Origin of the sequence: Streptomyces lydicus, assembly GCF_001729485.1 — a bacterium.
In the GTDB taxonomy this organism is placed as follows: Bacteria; Actinomycetota; Actinomycetes; order Streptomycetales; family Streptomycetaceae; genus Streptomyces; species Streptomyces lydicus_D.
Map to the genome: position 1 here is coordinate 5,441,392 of NZ_CP017157.1, position 25,145 is coordinate 5,466,536.

Below are 25,145 nucleotides of genomic sequence, written 5' to 3' on the forward strand. Positions count from 1 at the left end.
CACGAGCTGGAAGGCGGGACAGGATCAAGGTGACGGCATCCACTGAGCCCATCGGGGCCCTCGGGTCCATCGAAGCGCGGATCGCCGGGGAGCTCGGCGTCAAGGAGCGGCAGGTGAAGGCCGCGGTCGAACTGCTCGACGGGGGCTCGACCGTCCCGTTCATCGCGCGCTACCGCAAGGAAGCGACCGAGATGCTCGACGACGCGCAACTGCGCTCGCTGGAGGAGCGGCTGCGCTACCTGCGGGAGCTGGAGGAACGGCGGACCGCGATCCTGGAGTCCGTACGGTCCCAGGGCAAGCTGGACGCCGCCCTGGAGGCGCAGATCCGCGGCGCCGAGTCCAAGGCCCGGCTGGAGGACATCTACCTCCCGTTCAAGCCCAAGCGGCGGACCAAGGCGCAGATCGCGCGGGAGGCGGGCCTGGAGCCGCTCGCCGACGGCCTGCTCGGCGACCCGTCGGTGGAACCGGCCGCGGCCGCCGCGGCGTTCGTGGACGCCGACAAGGGCGTCGCCGACGCGGCGGCCGCCCTGGAAGGCGCCCGGGCCATCCTGACCGAGCGGTTCAGCGAGGACGCCGACCTGATCGGCGAGCTGCGCGAGCGGATGTGGACGCGCGGGCGGGTCGCGGCGAAGGTGCGCGAGGGCAAGGAGGAGGCCGGCGCCAAGTTCGCCGACTACTTCGACTTCGCGGAGCCGTTCACCGAACTGCCCTCGCACCGGGTGCTGGCGATGCTCCGCGGCGAGAAGGAGGAGATCCTCGACCTCACCCTGGAGCCCGAGGACCCGTCGGCGGCCACCGAGGGCCCCAGCTCCTACGAGCAGTCCCTCGCCCACCGCTTCGGCATCGCCGACCGGGGGCGTCCGGCCGACAAGTGGCTGCAGGACACCGTGCGCTGGGCCTGGCGCACCCGCGTCCTGGTGCACCTCGGCCTCGACCTGCGGCTGCGGCTGCGGCAGGCCGCCGAGGACGAGGCGGTACGGGTCTTCGCCGCCAACCTGCGCGACCTGCTGCTGGCGGCGCCGGCCGGCACCCGCGCCACGATGGGCCTGGACCCCGGTTTCCGTACGGGCGTGAAGGTCGCGGTGGTGGACGCGACCGGCAAGGTGGCCGCCACGGACACCATCTACCCCCACGTACCGCAGCAGAAGTGGGACGCCGCACTGGCCACCCTGACGAAGCTGGCCCGCGAGCACGACGTCGAGCTGATCGCGATCGGCAACGGCACCGCCTCCCGCGAGACCGACAAGCTGGCGGCCGATCTGATCGCCGCCCAGCCGGAGCTGAAGCTGACCAAGGTGATGGTGTCCGAGGCGGGCGCCTCGGTGTACTCCGCCTCGGCCTTCGCCTCCCAGGAACTGCCCGAGCTGGACGTCTCGCTGCGCGGCGCGGTGTCCATCGCCCGCCGCCTCCAGGACCCGCTCGCCGAACTCGTCAAGATCGATCCCAAGTCGATCGGCGTCGGTCAGTACCAGCACGACCTGTCCGAGGTGAAGCTGTCGCGTTCGCTGGACGCGGTGGTGGAGGACTGCGTGAACGGCGTCGGTGTGGACGTCAACACCGCCTCCGCGCCGCTGCTCTCGCGAGTGTCGGGCATCGGCTCCGGCCTCGCCGAGAACATCGTCGCGCACCGCGACAGCAACGGCCCGTTCCGCTCCCGCAAGGCCCTCAAGGACGTGGCGCGGCTCGGCCCGAAGGCGTACGAGCAGTGCGCGGGCTTCCTGCGGATCCGCGGCGGCGACGACCCGCTGGACGCCTCCAGCGTGCACCCCGAGGCGTACCCGGTGGTCCGCCGGATGGTGAAGTCGGCGGGCACCGAGGTGGGTTCGCTGATCGGCAACACGTCGGCGCTGCGCGCCCTGAAGCCCGCCGACTTCGTCGACGACTCCTTCGGCCTGCCGACGGTCACCGACATCCTGCAGGAGCTGGAGAAGCCGGGCCGCGACCCGCGCCCGGTCTTCAAGACCGCGACCTTCAAGGAGGGCGTGGAGAAGATCGGCGATCTGCAGCCCGGGATGCTCCTGGAGGGCGTGGTGACCAATGTCGCAGCCTTCGGGGCGTTCGTGGACGTCGGCGTCCACCAGGACGGCCTGGTCCATGTCTCGGCGATGTCGCGGAACTTCGTCAAGGACCCGCGGGACGTGGTCAAGCCGGGCGACATCGTGCGGGTCAAGGTGCTCGACGTCGACATCCCGCGCAAGCGGATCGCGCTGACGCTCCGGCTGGACGACGAGCACGGCAACAGCCCCTCCTCGGGCGGCGGTGAACGCCGCGGCGGAGCGGGCGGCGGCCGGGGTCCGCGCGAGGGCTCCCGGGGCGGTGCGCCGCGCCAGCGGCAGGGCGGCGGCGGCCAGCGGCAGGGTGGCGGCGGCCAGCGTGGTGGCGACCGCCGTGGCGGCGGCCGTGACGCCGGGCCCGCCAACGACGCGATGGCGGACGCCCTCCGCCGCGCCGGCCTCCTCGGCAAGGAGGGACGCGGGCGGTGAGCCCGCACCGGGGGTGAGGGGGCGGCGCTGCGCCGCTTCGTGCCGCGGGTGGCGCTTTCCCGCTTCGTGCCGCGGGTGGCGCCTTCCCCTTCGTGCCGAGGGCCGCGCTCGCGTCGTCGGCGCTCCCCCCGCCCCCTCCCCCTTCGGGGGAGGGGGCGGGGGGTGGGTTCGGGGTGGGGGGTGCCACGGGCGGCGAAACTCATCGCGAGCCGGGCGAGTGCCGCGACGGCCCGCGCCGGTAATTGCGTGGACGAGCCGCGCCTCGTCTCGTTAGCCTGCGCGCATGTCCAGCCCCGAGGCGTCAAGACGCTAGCCACCGGCCGTCCGGTGGCTCCTCGCGTCGGCCTGCCGTAGCCGCATCCTCGGGTGCGCCGGCCGGCCGCGCTCGCCTGCCCTCGGATCGCCGTGCCGCGGCCTGTCTTTGCGACCTGTTCGGTGCCGGTCCCCCGGCGTCCCGGTCGTTCGGGCGGTAGCCGCACGGGCCCGCCCGGCTGGACGCATCTCACGCAACTCCCCGGCCCCACAGGTCTCGCTGTGTGCTGCCGCCGCATCCCGTCGATTCCCGGTCGACCCACCCGGTCGATCCCTTCCGTGGTTGCGGAGCATTCCTGTGCCCTTTTTCGTCCCTCTGCTCGGACTGGCGGTCTTCGCGCAAGGCACCTCCGAGTTCATGCTGTCCGGTCTGCTGCCGGACATCGCCGCCGACCTGCGCGTCCCGCTCTCTGCGGCGGGGTCGCTGACCTCGGCCTTCGCCGTGGGAATGAGTGTCGGCGCCCCGCTGATGGCGCTGCTGAGCCTCCGGTGGCCGCGCCGCCGGGCCCTGCTGACGTTCCTGATCTCCTTTCTGCTGGTCCACGTGGTCGGCGCGCTGACCACCAGTTACCCGGTGCTGCTCGCCACCCGCGTCGTCGCGGCGCTGGCCAATGCGGGGTTCCTCGCGGTGGCCCTGGCGACCGCCACCGCCGTGGTCGCGCCGGACGCCAAGGCCCGGGCGACCTCCGTCCTGCTCGGCGGCACCACCATGGCCTGTGTCGCGGGTGTGCCGGCCGGCGCGTACCTCGGTGAGGTGTGGGGCTGGCGTGCGGCCTTCTGGGCGGTGGCAGCGGTATCGCTGCCGGCCGTCGCGGCGATCGTGTGGGCCGTACCGGCCGACGGCGGCCGGGGGCCGGGCGGCGGTGCGGGTGCCGACGGCGTACCGCCCGCCGGCGCACGCGGTGAACTGCGGGCCCTGCGCAGCCGCCGGCTCCTGGTGATCCTCCTCCTGGGCGCGCTGGTGAACGGCGCCACCTTCTGCACCTTCACCTACCTCGCACCCCTGGTCACCGAGGTCGCCGGCATCGGCGCCGGCTGGGTCCCCGTCATGCTGGCGCTGTTCGGGCTGGGTTCCTTCGTCGGGGTCGGTGTCGGCGGCCGGCTGGGCGATGCCCGCCCCGTACCGCTGCTGGCCGTCGGGGGACCCGCCCTGCTCGTCGGGTGGGCCGTCCTCGCGTGGGCGGCCGGCAGCCCGGCGGCGGTCGTCGTCCTGGTCTTCGTCCAGGGCGCCCTGTCGTTCGCGGTCGGCTCCACCCTCGTCTCGCAGGCCCTGTACGCGGCGGCCGGGGCTCCGACCCTGGCCGGCGGATGCGCGACGGCCGCGCTGAACGTCGGCGCGGCGCTCGGTCCCTGGCTGGGCGGGGCCGCGCTCTCCACCCACCTCGGCTACCGCGCCCCGGTGTGGGTGAGCGCCTCGCTGCTGGTGACGGCTCTGCTCGCGGCGGCGGTGGCCGCGGCGAGGTCCCGGGCCCCGTGGCGTAGGGCCGGGGACGGCGGGGACGCGGAGCGGACGGAGCAGACGGCCGGCGCCTGAGCCCCGTCCGGCGGTCGCCACGGCCTGCCGCAGCGAAAGGAGGGCGGGGCGGGCGGTGGTTCAGCCGGTGCCCGCGTAGCCGCGGATGTGTTCCAGTTCCGCGGCGACGTCCGTGAGCGTGGCGCAGTCCGGCACCGGCCGGAGATCGGGGTCGGGTACGGGGGTGCCGCGCCGCCGCGGGTCCTCCAGGGCGTCGGCCATCGCGGCGAGCGCCCGGCACAGCCGCTCGGCCTCGTCGAGGGTCGGGCGGTGGGCGCCGTGGTCGAGGCGTACCGCGCAGGCGGTCGCGGCGTCCACGATGCGTTCGGCGGCGGAGACCACCGTCAGCCAGTCGGGGTTGCGGTCCCGTGCCGCGAGCAGCTCGGCGGCGGCGGTCTCCGCCGCCGCCCTGGCCTCCCCCAGCGCCCGATAGGCGGCGCGGCGCAGCGCCCGCCGCTCGGTGGTGTCCGCCCCCGGTTCCGCCTCCAGTACGTGCCGCAGGAACCGCTCGGTGGCCCGCAGCGCCGAGGTGACGCGCTGGCCGACGCGTCGCCGGGGGTCGGCGAGGCGCGGCAGATGGCCGACGACGAGGACGATGACACAAGCGATGGAGGTGTCGACGATCCGCTCGGTGGCGGCTTGCCGGGCCCCGCCGGCGTACACGAACGACAGCACCATCAAGGTGATCGCGACCGTCTGCAGCGCGAAGTGGCGGGTGGCGAACGGCAGCAGCGCGCCGCCCGCACCGGCCACCAGCGCCGGCCACCACGAACCGGTCAGCAACTCGCCCGCCCCGGCGAAGACCAGCACCCCGGCCAGGGTCCCGGCAAAGCGGTTGACCGTACGGGAGAAGAGGGGGCCGAGGTCGGGCTTGACGAGGAAGGTGGCGGTCGCGGGGAGCCAGTACCAGTGGTCGGCCCGCAGCAGCAGGGCCACGGCGGCGCTGGCGGCGATGCAGACCGCCACCCGCAGGCCGTAGTCCCGCCCGGCGGGGCCGAACAGCCCCCGCCCGGGCCGCGACCGGCCGCCGAGGGCCCGGAGCGCCTCCCGGGCCGCGGATACCGGACCCGGCTCCGCCGCCCCCTGTGCCGGCGACTGTGCCGGCGACGGTTCCCGGCGGGCGAACGCCACCGCGGCGTCCAGCAGCGCCTGGTCGAAGGCGCCGCGGCCCGGTGTGCTGGTCTCCGGTGCGGACAGCCGGCCCGGCGGCTGCCCGGTGCGCAGCGCGTCGGCGAACCTGCGGGGGCTCTCGGCGACCCGGGCCGGCAGCGGGCGGGCCTCCCACAGCAGCGCGACGCTGGCCTCGCACAGCGCGGTGGCCGCGGCGAACCGCTCGTCCAGCAGCAGCTCTTGGGTACTGGCGGGGCGGCGCAGCAGCCGGCCGGTCAGCCGCCGCAGCCGCAGTGCTTCGTCGGCCCGGTCCAGGGCGGCGGTGAGTCGGCGCCTGGCGGCCTCGGCGCCGGGGCCGCCGGCCGCGGCCAGGGCACCGGACAGCGCGTCGAAGACGGTGGCGACGGCCGCCCGCTCGCCGCTGAGGGCACCGCCGGCGGGCCGCGGTGAGCGCACGACGAGGCGCAGCAGGAGCAGCCAGAGGCAGCCGGCGAGGACGTAGAGCGCCTTTGCCCAGGGCGCGCCGGGCAGCGGCATACCGGCGCCCAGGACGGTGGTGGCGAGCATCTGCATGCCCGCGTTGGAGCGCACCGGCCCGGCCACGCTGCCCGCGCCGGACACGAAGCCGACCGCGAACAGCGCCGGCACCACCCACCAGCCGGCGTCGGCGGTCCGCAGCGAGGCGCCGATCAGCATGCCGAGCGCGGAGGCGAGGGCGGGCAGTCCGATGTGGACGATGCCGGTGCGGCGGGTGCCGGGGCGGTCGTTGACGCCGGCGAGCATCGAGCCGAGCCCGGTCAGCACGCCGGGTGCCGGATGGCCGGTCGCGATGCCCGCGCCGAGCAGCGGCCCCGCGCACAGCGCACCACGGGCGACGGCCGCCCAGGGCACGGGCAGCCGCTGCCAGCGGAAGGGGTGCGCCAGCCAGGCGGGAACGGCGCGCGGCGCGCGGATCATGGGGCTCCTCAGACGACGGCGGACGGACGGCGGCAAGCGGGATCCGAGGGGCGACATCGGCCGACGGTGCTGCTACCAGCCTAAAGGTGCGGCTTCCCACGGCGACGGGCGTCAGGCGGGTGCCGGGCGACGCCTCCGGGTGCGGGCGCCGCCTGACGCGTGGGGGCGTCGCGGCGGGGAGAGGTGACGGGGCCGGGTGAAGGGGGCGCCCTGACGAGAAAGACGGGACTGACGGCGGGCTGCGTCACAGCGCGGCGCGGCCTGCGGGCCGCGCCGGCCCCGCTAGAGCCAACCGCGCCGGGCCGCCTGGACGCCGGCCTGGAAGCGGGTGGTGGCGCCCAGGCGCGTCAGCAGCGCGGAGACCCGGCGGACCACGGTGCGGCGGCCCAGCCCCAGGCGGCGGGCGATGGCCTCGTCGGTGGCGCCGCTGGCCATCAGGGTGAGGATCTGGCGGTCGCGGGCGTCGATCTGGGTGCCGATTCCGGCCGTCGAGGCCGGAACGGCCAGCCGCCACAGTGCCTCGAAGACGTTGGACAGCGCCCGGAACAGGCCGGAGGGGCGGACCAGCAGCGCGATCACCTCGGCGCGGTCGTCCCCGGCGAGCGTGAGCACCGCCAGCTCGTCGTCGCCGAAGGCCAGCTTCAGCGGCGCCTCGTCGAGAGTCCGGGCCTGCTCGCCGGCCTCGATCATGCGCGCCATGTTGGGCCCCGCGATCGGGTCGTCGTAGGCGGAGCCGTGGTAGATGACGCGGTAGGCGATGCCGGCGGCCATCCGTTCGCGCTGGAGGTCCTCCTGGCTCGGGTAGTAGTCCGGCGCGCCGGTGTACGGCGGCACATCGATGACCCGGACCTCGCGCCGGGCGGAGAACTGCAGCCGGCGGACGGCCGCCAGCACGCGCGACGCGCCCTCGACGACTTCCAGCGCGCCGTACTGGCCGCTCTCCCGCCGGGCCACCCGGTAGAGCCGTTCCAGCTCCGCCCCGGCCTGGCGGAGGCCGGTCCGCCGCGCGGCCTCACGCTGGAGCAGCGACTCCACGACGTACAGCGGCGACAACGCCTCCCAGCCGTCCGGTTCCTGATCGGTCGTCACCACGACGTCGGCGGCGGCCAGTTCCGCCAGCAGCTTCCGGACCGCGTGCTCGCTCAGACCGGTGCTGGCCGCGAGCGCACCGGCCGGTGCGCCCGGGTGGCTCACCAGGGACCGGTAGATCCGTCCGCGCTCGGAATCCGGGTCCAGAACGTCGTACACGACACCCCCAGTCGCGTTCGTGTCGAAAGCGGATTCGACGTCCGGAGCGTACCTCCTGGTGGGCGTATGTGCGCCAGTGGCCCAGTTGCGCCACCGAACCGTATGGCGCTGCCGGGAGCGCCTTCAGGAGACTGTCGCCGACCGGTCGCACGGACCGTTCGTCCCCTGGCGACCACCGACCCGAGGACCTGCGACGGCGGGCACAGCGGCGGGCGCCGGGAGCAGGACCTGACCGACCACGCGCCGCGCCTGGAGGCGGCGTTCGCCGCCGGCTGCGCCGAGGTGGCCGCCGCGCCGCGATGACCCCGCGCCCGACTCCCACGGCCGGCCGCGTGCCCCGACGAGAGACGAAAGACGAGAGAGGACCTCCCTACGTGACCTCAACGCCACGCCCCAGACGCACCGCTCTGCTGCTGAGGCTCCTGGCGGCCGCGCTCGCCGCGTGCTGCACGGCATTAGGCATGGCGGCCGCCCCCGCGGTGGCCGCACCGCACGCCCGCAGCGGCAGCGCCCCCGCGCTCGACAGGCTGACCTTCACCTCGCTGAGCAACGGCCGCAATCTCGATGTGCAGAACGGCAACACCGGTGACGGCGCCTACATCGTCACCAACTCCTCGCCCGGCTACCACCAGACCTGGCACCTGAACGTCGACAAGTCCGACTCGTCGTTCACCATCGTCAACAACGACACCGGGAAGTGCGTCGACCTCGCCTGGCTCACCCCCGCCCTGCGGCAGCAGACCTGCCGGGGCGCGGCCAGCCAGAAGTGGTACCTGCAGCCGGTCGGGGCCGCCAAGGACACGTTCATGATCCGGCACCAGGGCGACAACACCTGCCTGGACCTGCTGATGGGCGCCAACTACGACGACGCCTGGACCGACCAGTACACCTGCAACAACACCCGGCCCCAGCAGTGGACGACCGGCTCCGCCACCGCGCTGGACGCGTGGAACCTCGCCGTGGACCACGCCGCCAAGCAGTGCCAGAAGGACACCGCCACCTGCTCCTGGGCGACCCGGACCGAGTCCCCGGCGGCGCCGCTGCCCAAGGTCTGCGCGTCCTCGGTGTGGTTCAACAACACGAGTGACACGGTGCAGCAGGGCTTCGCGGTGACCGACACCAGCGGCTGGCAGAACAGCATCGGCGTCGACATGGGTACGCAGATCGCGGCCAGTGCCGGAACCCCCGGCGGGGGCACCGAACTGCAGACGACGGTCAGCTCCACGCTGCACGCCACGCACGTCTGGGAAGGCTCCCGGGCGGTCAACAACCAGGTGACGGTCAACGTCCCCAGCAAGCAGTACGGCTGGGTGACCCTCTCCGAACTGGCCAAGAAGGTCACCGGCACCTGGACCTTCGACACCACCGGCTTCCCCTGGACCGCCGACGACACCATCACCGTCCCGCTCAAGGACGACCCCAGCGGCGGCGCCACCCTCTACATCGCCAACACCAGCCCGAACTTCACCTCCTGCACCTGAGCCGCGCGGCGCCCGACGGTGCGGTCGCCGGGGGCGGGCGGACCGGGTGCCACCGCGGCCGGAAAAGGCGTGACCCCGGGACACGGAGTCCCGGGGTCACGTGGCGCAGGCGGCTGTCAGAAGCCGGTGGTCTGCACGGAGACGAGACCGTTGGCCGGCACGCCGGGCACGGCGGGGGCGAGGGACTGGGCGGTGCCCACGACGTCGCCGACGTTCACGGTGGCGCCGTGGCCGGCGATCTCGCCGCCGAAGCTGGCGAGGCCGCCGGAGATGTTGTCCAGCTCGCTGTCGGAGATCTCGGAGGTGCCGATCTCAGGGGTGAAGCCGTTACGCATGGCGTGCCCTTCTTCAATGCTCTGATTTATCCGGACCAATGTCGGACGGGATTACCGAAATGGCCACCCGACCAAATTCACGCCCTACCGGTATCCGCAGGGAGAACGAATACCCGGCGGCGCGTGTCGCAGGATGCAACCACGCCGGCGGGCCTTGCGGCAACTCGCCTTCCGGTGCCCTCCGGGCCGTTCTCGCCTTTGGCGCACTCCCCCTTCCACCTGCGTTTTCCTCGCTCTTTTTGTTACTTGCCCGCCGCGCATTACATCCGGCGCACAATCACCTCGGAAAATTCACACCGATCCCCGGTGAGCCATATCTGCATTTACGACTCCCCGAAAACCTCCGTGCGCCGAGATGCTGCGAGATGTCGGATCTTTCAGGTATCGGCCGCATCGTGCGCGGCGGGCACATCGAGAGGGGTGCCGCTTTCCGGGCGAAACCGAAAGGGAATTCAGCGGTGACCGGGTGCCTTCCGGTCACACCGGACGGCTCGTAGCATCCCGGCATGACGATCGGCGCAGGTGACGTATGGGTGGTCGGTGGCGGGGTGATCGGCCTGACCTCGGCGATCGCGCTGGCCGAGGACGGGCACCGGGTGCGGGTGGTGAGCCGGGACGCGGCGGCGGACACCACGTCCGCGGTGGCCGGCGGACTGTGCTGGCCGTACCGCATCCGACCGGGCCGTGCGCTGGGCGGTCCGGTCCTTCGAGGTGTTCGCCGAGATGGCCCGGCGGCCGGCGGAGACCGGCGCCCGGATGAGGACCGGGACCATGACGTCGACCGACCGCCCGGGAGCGCCGGACGACGGGCTCGCCGCCTGGTACGCGGCCGTGCCCGGCCTGCGGCGGACCCGCGCGGACGAACTCCCCGAGGGTGACCTGTCGGGGTGGCGGGCCCGTACGCCGCTGGTGGACATGGCGGCCCATCTCCGTTACCTGGAACGGCGGTTGGCGGCGGCGGGTGGCACGCTCGAACGGCGCGAAGTGGGGTCGCTGGAGGGTGTCGGCCGCCCCGCGGACGTGCTCGTCAACTGTGCGGGACTGGGCGCGCGCCGTCTCGTCCCGGACGACGCGGTGCACCCGGTCCAGGGCCAGCTGGTGGTCGTGGAGAACCCCGGTATCGAGGAGTGGTTCGTGGCCGCGGAGCCCGGCGGGACGGACACGACGTATGTGCTGCCGCAGCCGTACGGCCTGGTGCTGGGCGGTACGGCGCGGGAGGGCGCCTGGTCGCGGCGGCCCGATCCGGCGGTGGCGGCGGCGATCGTGGCGCGCTGCGCAGAGCGCTTCCCGGAGGTGGCGCGGGCCCGGGTGCTGGCCCACAAGGTGGGGCTGCGCCCGGCCCGGCCCGCGGTCCGGCTGGCGGCGGAGCGGCTGCCCGACGGCACCCGGTGTCTGCACAACTACGGGCACGGCGGTGCGGGCGTGACGGTGGCGTGGGGGTGCGCGGACGAGGTGGTGCGGGGGGTCCGGGAGGCCCTGGGCGACTCCCGCTAGGCGGCCGTGGAGGGCCAAGTCACCCGGCCCTCCACGGCACCGCCGTCCGCTACCGCTCGGCCTCGGCCTCGGCCGCACCGACCGGGTCGCCACCGGCGTCGGACGCCCCGTTGCCGGGCCCGATCCGGATCTCGAAGTCCCCGTCGTAGCGCTCGTGCCCGGCGATCACCGCCATCTCGACGACCTCCTCGCCCTTCAGCCCCCGGACGATCAGCGGATCGCTGCGCAGGTCGCGCATCAGGGCCCAGCACATCACGATCATCACGACCATGAACGGCACCGCGACCAGGATGGTCAGATTCTGCAGTCCGGTCAGCGCGTCGCCCGATCCGCCGCCGATCAGCAGCATGATCGCGGCGACCGCGCCGGTCACCACGCCCCAGAAGACCACCACGAGCCTGCTCGGCTCGAAGGTCCCCCTCTGCGACAGGGTCCCCATCACGATGGACGCCGCGTCGGCACCGGACACGAAGAAGATGCCGACCAGGATCATCACGAGGATGCTCATGACCGTCGCGAGCGGGTACTGGTGCAGTACGTCGAAGAGCTGCCCCTCCGGGGTGTGCGAGCCGTGCAGCTGCTTGTCCCCCTGAAGCTTGATGGCCGAGCCGCCGAAGACCGCGAACCACAGCAGGCTCACCACGCTCGGCACGAGGATGACCCCGCCGATGAACTGGCGGATCGTCCGGCCGCGGCTGATCCGGGCGATGAACATGCCCACGAAGGGCGTCCAGGAGATCCACCACGCCCAGTAGAAGACCGTCCAGCTGCGCAGCCAGCTGCCCACGTCGGCGCCGCTGGCGGCCTCCGTCCGGCCGGCCAGCTGCGGCAGTTCGCCGAGGAAGGAGCCGAGGGAGGTCGGCAGCAGGTTGAGGATGAGGACGGTCGGGCCGACCACGAAGACGAAGACCGCCAGGATCAGCGCCAGCACCATATTGATGTTGGACAGCATCTGGACGCCCTTGGCGATGCCGGAGACCGCGGAGAGGATGAACGCGACGGTCAGCACGGTGATGATGACGACCAGCAGGGTGGTGCTGACGCTGTCCATCCACCCCAGCACCTTGATCCCGCTGCCGATCTGCAGCGCGCCGAGCCCGAGCGAGGCCGCGGAGCCGAAGAGGGTGGCGAAGATGGCCAGGATGTCGATGACCTGACCGCCCCAGCCGTTGGCCCGCCGGGCGCCGATCAGGGGGGTGAACACCGCGCTCATCGTCTGCCGTCTCCCCCGCCGGAAGCAGCTGTACGCGATGGCCAGCCCCACGACCGCGTAGATGGCCCACGGGTGCAGCGTCCAGTGGAACATCGTGGTGGCCATCGCGGTGTCCATGGCCTGGGCGGCGTCCTTGGGGTCCGTGCCCGGCGGCGGGGTGGTGAAGTGCCCCAGCGGCTCACTGACGCCGTAGAACATCAGACCGATGCCCATGCCGGCGCTGAACATCATCGCGATCCACGACACGGTGCGGAATTCGGGCTCCTCGCCCTCCTTGCCGAGCGTGATCCGGCCGTACTTGCTGACGGCCAGCCAGATGGCGAAGATCACGAAGCCGGAGGCGGAGAGGACGAACGCCCACCCCCCGTTGTCGATCACCCAGTTCAGCATCGAGGTCGATACGTTCTTGAGCGAGGTGGTGGAGGCCGCTCCCCAGGCGATGAAGGCGAGGGTGAGCACCGCGGTCACGCCGAAGACCACACGGTCGGTCTGCGGGGGCCCGGTCGGCCGCGGGCCGTCGGGGAGGTCCGTCACGGATGACGTGCCACCCCCGTCTTCGGCCTGTCTGGCTGTGTCCGTCACGCGTCAACCTTTCAATTGGCCATATTTTCCCTGGCCTTTACCCCCTTTGATGCCTGGGCAGACGTCCAGCGGCGTCGCGGCCGTGAGGTGATACGCCGCCCGCTGGTCGAGCAGGAGCGGGACGAGGCCGCGCAGCGACTGCCGCAGCGGGACGACCGCGCCGCCGTCCCGGGCCCGCTGCCACCGCACGCCGTGCAGCGCCAACTCGCCCTCGACCTGCGCGAACTGTGCCGGGTCGAGGCGGTAGGCGCAGGGCGGGTCGGCCAGCACCTGGTCGGCGGCCGGGGGGTCGTTGTCCGCGCCGCCGAGGTGGACCGGGCCGCGGTCGGCGTAGCCGGCGAGCCGGGCCGCGGTGGTGGCCGCCTCGATGCGGGCCCGGTGCCGGTCGAGGAAGGTGAAGGCGCCGTGCAGCGCCGCCATGTGGGAGGCGACCCGGCGCCGGTTGTCAGCCGCCGGACCGCTCTTCCCGGTGGCGGCGAGCGCGGTGCCGGCGCGACCTCCCCCGCCGGGGGCCGGGAGGGGGTCGACCCGGCTCTCGACGAGCAGCCCGATGGAGCCCTTCACGCCCGCGGTGTTGCGCAGGATGCGCTCCTGCCCGTCGCCGGCGACCTGCTTGACGGGCTCGCCGGTCTCCGGATCGGTCCAGATGCCGTAGACACCGGTGCTGAATCCGGCCCGCTGGACGGCCGGTTCGACGAAGTCGTGGGACAGCGCGGTGGACTCGCGGTGCACCGGGTCGGCGGTGTTGAGGTTCCGCGGCCACAGCGACAGCAGGTCCTTCACGTAGTACGGGGCGGTGGGGCTGTATTCATGCAGGTCGTAGACGGTGTCGGGGCGGTAGTCGCGGAGCACCGCGGCCATGGCGCGGGCCTCGGCGGTGCGCAGCGCGAGGTGGTCGCGGTTGATGTCGACACCGTCGGAGTTGGTGCGGGTGTCAGCGGCCCGGCCGTCGGGGTTCGCGGTCGGTAGAACCAGCACGCTGGTACGGGCGAGGAGGCGTCGGGTCGCCCGGTCCTCGGCGTAGGCGAGGTCGCGGACGGTGGACAGGCACGCCTCGCGTCCGGCCGGCTCGTCGCCGTGCTGGGAGCAGATCAGCAGCACGGAGTTGCCGCGCCGTACGTCCTCGGCGCTCCGGGGGGCCGGGGCGCCGATGCGGACGAGTTGCAGGGGGCGGCCCTGCGCGGTGGTGCCGATCCGCTCGACCCGTACCCGGGGGCTGGCGCGGTCGACGGCGGCGAGGAAACTCTGCTCCTCCGGCTGGCTGGTCCAGCGGGCGCCGTGGCTGGTCTCGAACCCCGTACGGGGCGGGCCGGCGGCGCTGGCGCCGGCGGGCGAGGCGGGCAGGCTTGTGCCGAGGGTGGCGGTCAGGCCGAAGGCCAGGGCCCCCAGGGCGAGTCGGCGGGAGCGGAGCATCACGGGGAGGTGCCTCCCTTGGGCAGTGGGGGTGGGGGGACGTACTGCCCACGGGGGTGGGCTGCCCGCGGAGAGATGCTGCCGCGGTGGGTACGGGGCCGCCCGGGGAGGGCGGCCCCGGGGTGGTCAGCCCGCGTGCGGCAGCCGGCCGGGCGCGTGCGGGGTGATCCCGTCCAGCACCGTGCCGCCCGTCCGTGGCGGGGTGCCCGGCGTGGTGGCCCGGGCGAGGGCCGGGGCGCCGCCGGTCAGCGGCAGCCGGGCGGAGGTGCGGGCCAGGTCCAGGGCGAGCTGCGGGCGGGACGCGGGCGGGTCGATCAGGCCGGCGTCGGTCCCGGCCACGATCAGCCCGAGCCGGTGTCCGGCGGGCACGATGTGGTCGGTGGCGGCCAGGTCCAGGGTGAGGGTGTAGGGCTTGCCGGGGGTGAGCGGGCGGCCGTGGTGGGGGTCGGCGTAGTTGCCGAGGTCGGCCCAGCCACGGCTGAAGACGGTGTGCGCCACCTGCTCGGTGTCGGCCGCGGTCTCCTTGAAGCAGCCGGTGTCGCCCGGGATTCCCGCCCCCCAGCAGGTGCGCTTGTCGAGGGTGGTGATGCCCTCGCCGTCGGCGGCGTAGTTGCGGATGGTGGCGGGGCCGAGGTCCACCAGGACGGCCGACAGGTGGGCGGTGGAGGTACTGGGCGTGACGGTGACGGTCACCGTGCCGGAGCCGGACAGCCGCAGCGGCGCGCGCAGCGGCCCGGTGGCGAACCCGGCCTTGGCGGGCGTCGATCGGTCGATGTGTGCCGCCCAGTCGGCCTCGTTCAGCTTCGGGTCGTCGGTGAAGGTCTCGGTGGTCCCCCGCGGCGCACGGGCGGTGCCGAGGGCGCCGACGCCGGGGGCGCTGCCGGCGCGGGGCCGCAGGGTGGTGGCCGAGGTGCCGGGCGCGGGCCACTGCGGATCGGTGGACCAGGTGCCGGGCGAACGCTCGATGTCGGCCATCGGCGCGCGCTCGATGCCGTTGTCGTAGCCCATCAAGTAGTGGTCGAACCAGTGGTGCAGGGTTTTGACCCAGGCGCCGCGCCGGTAGTCGAAGGGGTCGACGTGTCCGGTCTGGGAGAGCCAGACCTTGCGTTCCACGCCGTGCCGGGCGAGCGCGTCCCACCACTGGCCGGCGTGCCGGGTACGGACGTTGAGGTCCTGCAGGCCGTGCACCAGGAAGACGCTGGCGCGGACCTTGCCGGCGTCGCGGACGTAGTCCCGCTCGGTCCACAGTCCGGTCCAGTCGCCGCTGCGCGGCGCGCCCTCGACGAGCTTCTGCTGCACGGCGGCGCAGCGCTTGCGCGCGTCGGGGCTGTCGACGAGCTGCGCGAGGGAGTCCGGGCCGGAGTCGTAGAGCGGGGCGCCCTTGGCGAAGTAGTAGTCGTACCAGGAGGAGATGCCGGCGATCGGGACGATGGTCTTCAGTCCCTTGACGCCGGTGGCCGCGACGCCGTTGGCGATGGTGGCGTCCCAGCTCTTGCCGATCATGCCGGTGCTGCCGCTGGACCAGCCGGCCGTGACGGGCTTGCCTCCCGTACGGGCCGTATAGGCGCGGCCTCTGCCGCCGAGCCAGTCGACGACGGCCTTCGCCGACTGGACGTCGGAGCGGCCGCCGACGTCGACGCAGCCGTCGGAGCGGTTGGTCCCCGCCAGGTCGACCAGGACCGTCGCATAGCCGCGCGGCACGAAGTAGTTGTCGTAGAACAGCGGGAACTGGACCGGGCGGCCCTGTGCGTCGTAGGTCTTCTTCTGGCTCTCGTTGCCGCGCCCGCAGCAGGAGTAGTACGGGCTGGCATCCATGATGACGGGGACCCGGTGGCCCAGCCGGGCCGGTTCGGACGGCCGCACGACGTCGACGGCGACGCGGTCGGTCCGCCCGTCCCCGTCGCCGTCGAGCCGGGTGTCCACCCAGACGGATTCGCGTATCGCGCGGTCGTAGGAGTAGACGGGTCTGCTCTCGCCGGACCGGCTGCCGCCGGGCGCCGCCTGCGCGGCGGCCGGCCCGATCAGGGCGGACAGCAGGGCGGCGACGGCCGCCAGCACGAGCGCTGTGAAGGGGGTGCGGGGGATCCGCGCAGGATTCGTCACGGGCGGACGGTAGCGCGGCTCAACTCCCCTGCGTAAGGGTGCAGATGACGACCGCCGTGGCGGAGGGGGACGGCGGTGCGCCGCGCCCCCGGCGGGACAAAGGGTGGTTCATGTCGGTCATGTGTCAGATCGAGCCATGTCCATGACGCCACGGTGGCGGGCTGCATAGGGTCTCGAACAGAGCCATCCCCCTACGAGTTGGAGGACTCGTGCGTCACAGACTCCTCGTGCCGGGCGCGGCCGCGCTCAGTCTCCTGCTGGCGATCCCGGCTTCCGCGGCCAGCTTCACCCCCGGCGCTCCGGGCGTGGGCGACACCTACTACCCCGAGAGCGGAAACGGCGGATACGACGTTTCCCACTACGACCTGAGGCTGAAGTACCAGCCGAAGACGGACCTGCTGGAGGGCACGGCGACGCTCCTCGCCCGGACCACCCAGGACCTCTCCCGCTTCAACCTGGACTTCGGTCTCAAGGTCAGCGAGATACGGGTCAACGGCAAGAAGGCCGCCTTCGCCACGTCCGGCAAGCACGAGCTGGAGGTCACCCCGGCCACGCCGCTGGAGAAGGGCAAGCAGATCAGCGTCGTGGTGCGCTACGCGGGCAAGCCCTCCGAGCTGAAGATCGACAACTTCACCGCCTGGGCCCGCACGCCCGACGGCGCGGTCATCGCGCAGGAGCCGGACGCCGCCGTGTGGTGGTTCCCGAGCAACGACCACCCCACCGACAAGGCCACGTACGACATCTCGGTGGCGGTGCCGGACGGGACCCAGGCGCTGAGCAACGGGGTGCTCGCCTCGCAGTCCTCCAAGCTCGGCTGGACGCGCTACAACTGGCGCTCGGACAAGCCGCAGGCGACGTATCTGACGACCCTGGCGGTCGGCAAGTTCGACATCACCACCGACACCACCGCGAACGGCCTGCCGGTGATCAACGCCGTCAGCAAGGACCTCGGTGCCAACGAGGGCTCGGCCAAGGCCAGCATCGAGCGCACCACCGAGATCACCGAGTGGCTGGAGAGCGTCTTCGGCCCCTACCCGTTCAACGCCGTCGGCGGTTACGTCCCCAACGTGCCGGCCCACTACGCGCTGGAGACCCAGACCCGCCCGTTCTACGGCGAGAAGGCGTTCGACCGGGGCACCAACGTCTCGGTCGTGGTGCACGAGCTGGCGCACCAGTGGTACGGCGACAGCGTCTCGCTGAAGGACTGGAAGGACATCTGGATCAACGAGGGCTTCGCCGCCTACAGCCAGTGGCTGTGGTCGGAGAAGGAGGGCGAGGGCACCGCGCAGGAGCTGGCGGACTACGTCTACGCCCAGCACCCGGCCGATGACCCGTTCTGGACGGTCAAGCCGGGCAACCCGGGCGCGGAGAACCAGTTCGACGCGGCCGTCTACGACCGTGGCGCCCTGACGCTCCAGGCGCTGCGCAACAAGCTCGGCGACAAGGTCTTCTTCGGCCTCCTCAAGTCCTGGCCGACGGAGCACAGGTACGGCAACGCCTCGGTGGCGGACTTCGTGAAGTTCGCCGAGCAGAAGTCCGGGAAGCAGCTGGCCGGCTTCTTCGACACCTGGCTGTTCCAGCCGTCCAAGCCCTCGGCCGCCGCGGCCAAGCAGGCGTTCGGCGCTCCGCAGGCACACGTCGCCCAGCCCAAGTCGTGGAAGCAGATCGCGGCCACGCACGGTGTCCACGGGCACTGAGCGGCGGGCCGGTCGCTGACACGTGCGGAGCCGGGGATCTCCTTCCCGGCTCCGTTCGTCCGTGCGGTCAACCGCGCTGCCGCCCGGCGTGTGTCAGGTACCGGCCGCGGCGCCCCGGCGGCGTCGTGCCGCGCGGCGGGCCCGGCGCGCGACCGGCATGAAGCGCAGCCGCTCGGGGAGCACCGGCACCACCGTGCGGACGACCCGTCCGAAGCGGCGCAGCCGGCGCTCCTGGGCATCGGTCCACTCCAGGCCGATGGCACGCCGGGCGTCCGGCGGCATCAGGCCGATGGTGACGAACCGGCGGAAGCGGACGAACCGCGGGCGGAGCCAGGGCCAGACGAGCCGGAGCAGCAGCCGCAGCCACCGCGGCCCGCGGTCGGGAGCCGGCACCGGTTGGTCGGTCGCGATCAACTCCCTTACGACCGCGGTCGCTTCGAGGTCGTTCTCGAGCACCTTGCGGTAGTAGGGCCAGAACTCCTCGATGGTCTGCGGCATGTCGCGGTCATGGATGCCCAGGACCCGCCCGACCTGGAGCCACTCCGCGTAGAGCCGGCGCTCCTGCGCCTCGGTGAAGGGGCGGCCCAGGTACTGCTGGGCGTGCCGGAAGACGGGGTAGCCGGTGGCGTGCACCCAGGCGTAGTAGGCGGGGGTCAGCGCGTGATATCTGCGGCCGTGCGCGTCCGTGCCCTGGATGGTCCGGTGCAGCTGCCGCAGCCGTCGGCCCTCCTCGGCCGCACCCGCGCCGCCGTACACCCACAGCTGCAGCGAGGCCAGTGAGCGCTCACCGCGTCCCCAGGGGTCCGTGCGGAAGACGGAGTGGTCGTCGACACCGGCGCCCACCGCCGGGTGTGCGACCTGCATCGTCAGTGCGGGAGGCAGGGTGAGCAGCATGCGGATGTCGCCCACCATCGACCAGAGCATGCCTCCGACCGGTGGGGGTTTTGGATCAGTTTTCACCGTATTCATGTCATTAATCATGATACGGCGCTCGCTGACCGCCCGCGTACGCGCGGAGACCCGGCCCGTCGCGCCCGGGAAGTCCGCGCCGGCCGGCCGCGGCACCGCCGACGCCCCCTCCCGGCTCCCGCTGTAAATCTCCTTCCCCCCAGGAGGCTACCTAGAAGTAATGCCAGCTGGTTGGATGAGCGCCGCCGGACCAAATCCCCACCCCCATAGGGAGATTCAGTGTCGCACTCAGCGCTGCGCACACCCCGGGCCCTCGCCCTCGCCGCGGCTCTCGCCGCCGCCACCGTGACCGCCGCGTCCCCCACCGCGTCGGCCGCCACCGCCCCCCACCTGAAGGTGCTGACCTACAACACCTTCCTCATGAGCAAGAACCTCTATCCCAACTGGGGCCAGGACCACCGCGCGCAGGCGATCGCGACCGCGGACTTCTTCCAGGGCAATGACGTCGTCGTGCTCCAGGAAGCGTTCGACAACTCCTCCTCCGATGCGCTGAAGTCCCGGGCCGCCGGGCAGTATCCGCACCAGACGCCGGTGGTGGGCCGGAGCCGGAGCGGCTGGGACGCCACCGGGGGCGCCTACTCGGCCGTCACACCGGAGGACGGCGGGGTGACGCTGCTGAGCAAGTGGCCGATCCTCCGCAAGGAGCAGTACATCTACAAGGACGCCTGCGGTTCGGACTCCCTCTCCAACAAGGGCTTCGTCTATGCGGTGCTGGACGTCAACGGCACCAAGGTGCATGTCGTCGGCACCCACGCCCAGTCCACCGACTCGGGCTGCAAGGCGGGCGAGGCGGCCGCCGACCGCGCGCGGCAGCTCAAGGAGATGGACGCCTTCCTCGACGCCAGGAACATCCCGGCGGACGAGGAGGTCATGGTCGCCGGAGACCTGAACATCGACTCGCACAGCGCCGAGTACGACGCGCTGCTCGGCAACGCCGACCTGGCCCCCGCCGACGGCCGCTCCGGGCACCCGTACTCCTTCGACACGCAGGAGAACTCGATCGCCAGGTACCGCTACCCGAGCGACCCCCGCGAGGACCTCGACTACGTCCTGCACCGCAACGGCCACGCCCGGCCCGCCGACTGGCAGAACACCGTGGTCAAGGAGGAGTCGGCGCCCTGGACGGTCTCCAGCTGGGGCAAGGACTACACCTACACCAACCTCTCCGATCACTATCCGGTGATCGGCGGCTGAGCACCGCGCCCTCGGCGAGCGCGGACCGTCACCGGTGTGCCGCGGGCCGGCCCGGGGCCGGCCATACGCAAGGGCGGCCGCGGACACCTTCCGGTGTCCGCGGCCGCCCCGGGCTGCTTCAGGTGACGCTCCCGCGTGGCTACTTCGCCAGCTCGTCGCGCTCCTTGGCGATCCGGGCCACCCGGCCGCGGACCGCGTACCAGCCGATGACCAGCGCCGCGCCCAGGACCGGGATCAGCATCACGGTCTGCCGGCCGACGCCGTCGTCGAACCACATCAGCACGATGACGCCGAGCAGGAAGGCGATGGTGGCGATGTCGGTGACCGGCGTGCCCGGGAGCCGGAAGCGCGGACGCTCGACCAGGCCCGCCTTGGACCGGCGGACGAAGACCATGTGACAGACCATGATCGTGCACCAGGTGCTGACGATGCCCAGCGCCGCGATGTTCAGCACGATCTCGAACGCCTCGCCCGGCACGACGTAGTTGAGCGCGACGCCCAGCACGCACACCGCGGAGGTGAGCAGGATGCCGCCGTACGGCACCTGGTTGCGGTTCATCCGGCCGGCGAACTTCGGCGCGGACCCCGCCATCGACATCGAGCGCAGGATGCGGCCGGTCGAGTAGAGGCCGGAGTTCAGGCTGGACATCGCCGCGGTGAGCACGACGAGGTTCATCACGTCGCCCGCCGCCGGCACGCCGACGTTGGACAGCACCGTGACGAAGGGGCTCTCACCGCCGGTGTACTTGTTCCACGGCAGCAGCATCGCCAGCAGGACGACCGAGCCGACGTAGAAGACGCCCACCCGCCACATGATGGAGTTGACGGCCTTCGGCACGACCTTCTGCGGCTCGCCGGTCTCACCCGCGGTGACGCCGACCAGCTCGACCGCGGAGTAGGCGAAGACCACGCCCTGGAGCACGATCACCACCGGCAGCAGTCCGGTCGGGAAGATCCCGCCGTGGTCGGTGATCAGGTTCAGTCCCGGTGCGTGGCCGGCGACCTGGTGGTGGGTGGCCAGCAGGAAGATGCCGATGAACATGAAGATCACCAGTGCGGCGACCTTGATGATCGCGAACCAGAACTCCAGCTCACCGAAGATCTTCACCGAGATCAGGTTGACCGTCAGCACGACCGCCAGCGCGATCAGCGCCATCACCCACTGCGGGATGTCGGTGAACAGACTCCAGTAGTGCGTGTAGAGCGCGATCGCGGTGATGTCGGCGATACCGGTGGTCGACCAGTTGACGACGTACATCCAGCCGGCGACGTAGGCGCCCTTCTCCCCCAGGAACTCACGGGCGTAGGAGACGAACGATCCGGAGGACGGCCGGTGCAGCACCAGCTCACCCAGGGCCCGCACGACGAAGAAGGCGAAGAGGCCGCAGACCGCGTAGGCGATGGCCAGCGCGGGGCCGGCGGAGTGCAGTCGGCCGCCGGCGCCCAGGAAGAGGCCGGTGCCGATCGCCCCACCGATGGCGATCATGTTGATGTGCCGGCCCTTGAGGCCCTTGCTGTATCCCGCGTCGCCCGCGTCCTGCTGCGCGCCGCTCCCCCCGTCAGGTGACCTCTGGGCTGTCTCGGTGACGGTTTCTGTGCTCACTGCTGGTGCATCTCGCTTTCGGGCAGGGCTTGAGCGATGGCCGGATCCCGCGGATCGCGCGGACGGCCGACGGCACACCTTCCCTGAAGAGCGGCCCCCCGTCTGTGGGCAAGGTCACAGCGTGTATAGGCCATCCAAGATTTGTCCGACTTTATCGTGAATTACCCGGCACTCCATGGGCAAGGAATGCTGGAGTTCGTCCCTTCCGGGCCTCTCTCCCCGGTCACCGGGGCACACTTCTTGACCTGTTCCCTTCGCCGAAAGCGCCTGTTGGCCTCCGCGACCACCCGTTCGCGCGCGCGCACCGTGGGAACCGGGAAGGCTCACGACGGCCCCGGCACGGGCGACAACCGGCCATCGCTCGCCGTCATCCGCCCGCGTTCATAGGTTTCACACAAGTGGTGAGACAGCAATACTGTTGAACATGAAGGAGTCCGCCGACACCGGTCTGACCGTCGACGAGCTGGCCGCCCGCGCCGGCGTCACGGTCCGCACCATCCGCTTCTACAGCACCCGGGGCCTGCTGCCGCCGCCGGAGATCGGCCCGCGCCGGGTCGGCCGCTACGGCCCGGACCACCTCTCGCGGCTCGCGCTCATCGAGGAGCTCCAGCACCAGGGCCTGACGCTGTCCGCGATCGAGCGCTATCTGGAGCAGCTCCCTCCCGACCTGAGCGCCCAGGACCTGGCCATTCACCGTGCGCTGGTGGCGAGTTGGGTCCCGGACAAGGCGGAGGACACCACCCGGGACCAGCTGGAGCGGCGGGTCGGCCGGGAGCTGACCGAGGAGGACCTCGACCGGCTGGCGGCGATGAGCGTCCTCGTACGGACCGAGGATCCGGGGGTCTTCCGGGTCGACCCCGGGCTGCTGCATCTGGGCGCCCGGCTGCTGGACGTGCCGATCACGCTGGAGACCATCCTCGCGGCCCGCGCCGTCGTCATGGAACACACCCGTTCGGCGGCCCGTGAGCTGAGCCGGCTGTTCAAGGACGAGGTGTGGGGCCCGTACCGGGAAGCCGGGCCGGGCGAGGAGGAGCTGGCGCGGATGAAGTCGCTCTCGGCCCATATGCAGCCGATGGTGGTCCAGGCGCTGGTCACCGCCTTCCAGCGGTCCATGAAGCAGGAGCTGCGGGAGGCGTTCGGCAAGGAAGGGGACCCGGGCCGCCGGGACGGCTCCCCGCAGGAGTGACGGGGCGGGCCGCCGTGGCCCGCCCCGATGCCGGTCAGTCGCTGAACTTCTCGCCCTTTTCGGCCTTGTCGATCAGCAGCGCGGGCGGCGCGAACCGGTCGCCGTAGGCCGCCTGCAGCTCACGGGCGCGGGCCACGAACCCGGGCAGACCGACGAGGTCCTCCCGCCCCGGCCCACCCCGGTAGCCGTTGATGTACTGGATCACGCCGCCGGTCCAGCCCGGGAAGCCGATCCCGAAAATGGAGCCGATGTTGGCGTCGGCGACGGAGGTGAGGACGCCCTCCTCGAAGCAGCGGACGGTGTCCAGCGCCTCGGAGAACAGCATCCGCTCCTGCATGTCCTGGAAGGGGATGCCGGCCCCTTCCCTGGCGAAGTGCTCGCGCAGGCCCGGCCACAGGCCGGCGCGCTTGCCGTCCTCGCCGTACTCGTAGAAGCCGGCTCCACCGCTGCGGCCGGGACGGCCGAACTCGTCGACCATCCGGTCGATGACCTCGTCGGCCGGGTGCGGCTGCCAGGTGCCGCCGGCCTCCTCGGCCGCCCGCCTGGTCTCCTCGCGGATCTTGCGGGGCAGGGTCAGGGTCAGCTCGTCCATCAGCGACAGCACCTTGGCCGGGTAGCCGGCCTGGGCGGCGGCCTGCTCGACGGAGGCCGGGTCGAGGCCCTCGCCGACCATCGCCACGCCTTCGTTGATGAAGTGGCCGATGACCCGGGAGGTGAAGAAGCCGCGGGAGTCGTTGACGACGATCGGGGTCTTCTTGATCTGGCGGACCAGGTCGAAGGCGCGGGCCAGCGCCTCGTCGCCGGTCCGCCCGCCCTTGATGATCTCCACCAGCGGCATCCTGTCGACCGGCGAGAAGAAGTGCAGCCCGATGAAGTCCTGGTCGCGCTCGACGCCCTCGGCCAGCAGCGTGATGGGGAGGGTCGAGGTGTTCGAGCACAGCAGCGCGTCGGGGGCGACGATGTGCTGGATCTCCTTGAACACCTTGCGCTTGAGGGCGACGTCCTCGAAGACCGCCTCGATGACGGCGTCACAGCCCGCGAGGTCGTTGGGCTCGGCGGTGGGCGTGATGCGCGCCAGCAGCTCGTCGCGCTTCTGCTCGGTCGTGCGGCCCCGGGAGAGCGCCTTGGCGAGCAGCCCCTCCGAGTACGCCTTGCCCTTCTGGGCCGCCTCCGGGGTGACGTCCTTGAGGACGACCTGGATGCCGGCCTTGGCGCAGGCGTAGGCGATGCCCGCGCCCATCATGCCGGCGCCGAGGACGGCGACCTTCTCGACCTTGCGGGGCTCGATGTCCTTGGGGCGGTTGGCGCCGGAGTTGACGGCCTGCAGGTCGAAGAAGAACGCCTGGATCATGTTCTTGGAGATCTGGCCGGTGACCAGCTCGACGAAGTACCGCGCCTCGATGGTCTGCGCGGTCTCGAAGTCGACCTGGGAGCCCTCGACGGCCGCGGCGAGGATGTTGCGCGGCGCCGGGTACGGGGCGCCGTTGAGCTGCTTCTTGAGGTTGGCCGGGAAGGCCGGGAGGTTGGCCGCGAACTTCGGCTGGGCGGGCGTGCCGCCGGGGATGCGGTACCCCTTCACGTCCCAGGGCTGCTGGGACTCGGGGTGCTCGTCGACGAAGGCGCGGGCCTTGGCGAGCAGTTCCTCGGGGGTGGCCGCGACGTCGTGGATCAGCCCGGCTTCCTTGGCGCGCGGGGCGCTGTACTGGGTGCCCTGGAGCAGCACCTTCAGCAGCGCGTCGGCGATGCCGAGCAGCCGGACCGTGCGGGTGACACCGCCGGCGGCGGGCAGCAGACCGAGGGTGACCTCGGGCAGGCCGATCTTGGTGCCGGGGGTGTCGAGGGCGACGCGGTGGTGGCAGGCGAGCGCGATCTCGTAACCGCCGCCCAGCGCGGCGCCGTTGATGGCGGCGACGACGGGCTTGCCGAGCGTTTCGATGCGGCGCAGGTCGCGCTTGATGCCGTTGCCCGACTCGAAGGCCCGCTGGGCCTGGGCGGGGGTGACGGCGATCAGGTCGCGCAGGTCGCCACCGGCGAAGAAGGTCTTCTTCGCGGAGGTGAAGATGATGCCGCGGATGTTGTCCTTCTCGGCCTCCAGGCGGTCGGCGACCGCGGTGAGGGAGGTCTTGAAGGCGTTGTTCATGGTGTTGGCGGACTGGTCCGGGTCGTCCAGGACCAGGGTGACGATGCCGGTCTCGTCCTGTTCCCAGCGGATGGTCGACAAAGCTGCGGATTCACTCATGGTGCGTTCTCCG

General features: G+C 72.2%; 15 protein-coding genes and 1 pseudogene. 7 read left to right on the forward strand and 9 right to left on the reverse strand.

Translation table 11 applies throughout. From position 1 onward, the window contains the following. Positions 1-29 precede the first annotated feature (29 nt). Positions 30-2,483, forward strand: coding sequence for a Tex family protein (locus SL103_RS23710; RefSeq protein ID WP_069570969.1), 2,454 nt, complete (start codon positions 30-32; stop codon positions 2,481-2,483). A 604-nt stretch (positions 2,484-3,087) separates the two neighbouring features. Next, complete coding sequence (locus SL103_RS23715) at positions 3,088-4,329, forward strand: Cmx/CmrA family chloramphenicol efflux MFS transporter (RefSeq protein ID WP_432215405.1); 1,242 nt, start codon at positions 3,088-3,090, stop codon at positions 4,327-4,329. A 60-nt stretch (positions 4,330-4,389) separates the two neighbouring features. Here SL103_RS23715 and SL103_RS23720 read toward each other — a convergent pair whose 3' ends face one another. Both SL103_RS23720 and SL103_RS23725 read right to left on the reverse strand, forming a co-directional pair. Then, entirely contained in the window at positions 4,390-6,375 is a 1,986-nt protein-coding gene (locus SL103_RS23720; protein WP_069570971.1) for an FUSC family protein, read from the reverse strand. Positions 6,376-6,657: 282 nt separating this feature from the next. Then, positions 6,658-7,623 carry a helix-turn-helix transcriptional regulator gene (locus tag SL103_RS23725; RefSeq protein ID WP_069570972.1) on the reverse strand — a complete coding sequence of 322 codons (966 nt, stop codon included), beginning with the start codon at positions 7,621-7,623 and terminating at the stop codon, positions 6,658-6,660. Between the two features lie 461 nt (positions 7,624-8,084). Between SL103_RS23725 and SL103_RS23730 the strand changes: the two genes are divergently transcribed. Further along, entirely contained in the window at positions 8,085-9,104 is a 1,020-nt protein-coding gene (locus tag SL103_RS23730) for an RICIN domain-containing protein (protein WP_069570973.1), read from the forward strand. Positions 9,105-9,220: 116 nt separating this feature from the next. Here SL103_RS23730 and SL103_RS23735 read toward each other — a convergent pair whose 3' ends face one another. Then, positions 9,221-9,439: a hypothetical protein gene (locus tag SL103_RS23735; RefSeq protein ID WP_069570974.1), complete on the reverse strand. Its 219-nt coding sequence runs from the start codon at positions 9,437-9,439 to the stop codon at positions 9,221-9,223. A 506-nt stretch (positions 9,440-9,945) separates the two neighbouring features. Between SL103_RS23735 and SL103_RS23740 the strand changes: the two are divergent. Continuing rightward, a pseudogene (locus tag SL103_RS23740) lies at positions 9,946-10,933 on the forward strand (FAD-dependent oxidoreductase). Between the two features lie 49 nt (positions 10,934-10,982). On the opposite strand, the gene SL103_RS23745 reads toward SL103_RS23740, so the two are convergent. From SL103_RS23745 to SL103_RS23755, 3 genes are all read right to left on the reverse strand, one after another. Continuing rightward, on the reverse strand, positions 10,983-12,680 hold the full coding sequence (locus SL103_RS23745; RefSeq protein ID WP_069570975.1) for a BCCT family transporter: 1,698 nt from the start codon (positions 12,678-12,680) through the stop codon (positions 10,983-10,985). Between the two features lie 51 nt (positions 12,681-12,731). Beyond that, on the reverse strand, positions 12,732-14,141 hold the full coding sequence (locus SL103_RS23750; protein WP_069574053.1) for a M14 family metallopeptidase: 1,410 nt from the start codon (positions 14,139-14,141) through the stop codon (positions 12,732-12,734). Between the two features lie 126 nt (positions 14,142-14,267). Beyond that, positions 14,268-16,244, reverse strand: coding sequence for a Xaa-Pro dipeptidyl-peptidase (locus SL103_RS23755; protein ID WP_244304020.1), 1,977 nt, complete (start codon positions 16,242-16,244; stop codon positions 14,268-14,270). 209 nt (positions 16,245-16,453) lie between these two features. On the opposite strand from SL103_RS23755, the gene SL103_RS23760 reads away from it, so the two are divergent. Next, positions 16,454-17,941 (forward strand): M1 family metallopeptidase, encoded by a 1,488-nt coding sequence (locus SL103_RS23760; protein ID WP_069570976.1) that lies wholly within the window; start codon positions 16,454-16,456, stop codon positions 17,939-17,941. 93 nt (positions 17,942-18,034) lie between these two features. On the opposite strand, the gene SL103_RS23765 is transcribed toward SL103_RS23760, so the two are convergent. Continuing rightward, entirely contained in the window at positions 18,035-18,865 is an 831-nt protein-coding gene (locus SL103_RS23765) for an oxygenase MpaB family protein (protein ID WP_069570977.1), read from the reverse strand. A gap of 264 nt (positions 18,866-19,129) precedes the next feature. Here SL103_RS23765 and sph point away from each other — a divergent pair, with 264 nt between their 5' ends. Beyond that, complete coding sequence (gene sph, locus SL103_RS23770; RefSeq protein ID WP_069570978.1) at positions 19,130-20,104, forward strand: sphingomyelin phosphodiesterase; 975 nt, start codon at positions 19,130-19,132, stop codon at positions 20,102-20,104. A gap of 139 nt (positions 20,105-20,243) precedes the next feature. On the opposite strand, the gene SL103_RS23775 is transcribed toward sph, so the two are convergent. Then, on the reverse strand, positions 20,244-21,707 hold the full coding sequence (locus SL103_RS23775; protein WP_069570979.1) for an amino acid permease: 1,464 nt from the start codon (positions 21,705-21,707) through the stop codon (positions 20,244-20,246). A 424-nt stretch (positions 21,708-22,131) separates the two neighbouring features. Here SL103_RS23775 and SL103_RS23780 point away from each other — a divergent pair, with 424 nt between their 5' ends. Further along, entirely contained in the window at positions 22,132-22,893 is a 762-nt protein-coding gene (locus SL103_RS23780; protein WP_069570980.1) for a MerR family transcriptional regulator, read from the forward strand. Between the two features lie 34 nt (positions 22,894-22,927). On the opposite strand, the gene SL103_RS23785 is transcribed toward SL103_RS23780, so the two are convergent. Next, positions 22,928-25,132, reverse strand: coding sequence for a 3-hydroxyacyl-CoA dehydrogenase NAD-binding domain-containing protein (locus tag SL103_RS23785; RefSeq protein WP_069570981.1), 2,205 nt, complete (start codon positions 25,130-25,132; stop codon positions 22,928-22,930). Positions 25,133-25,145: the final 13 nt, after the last annotated feature.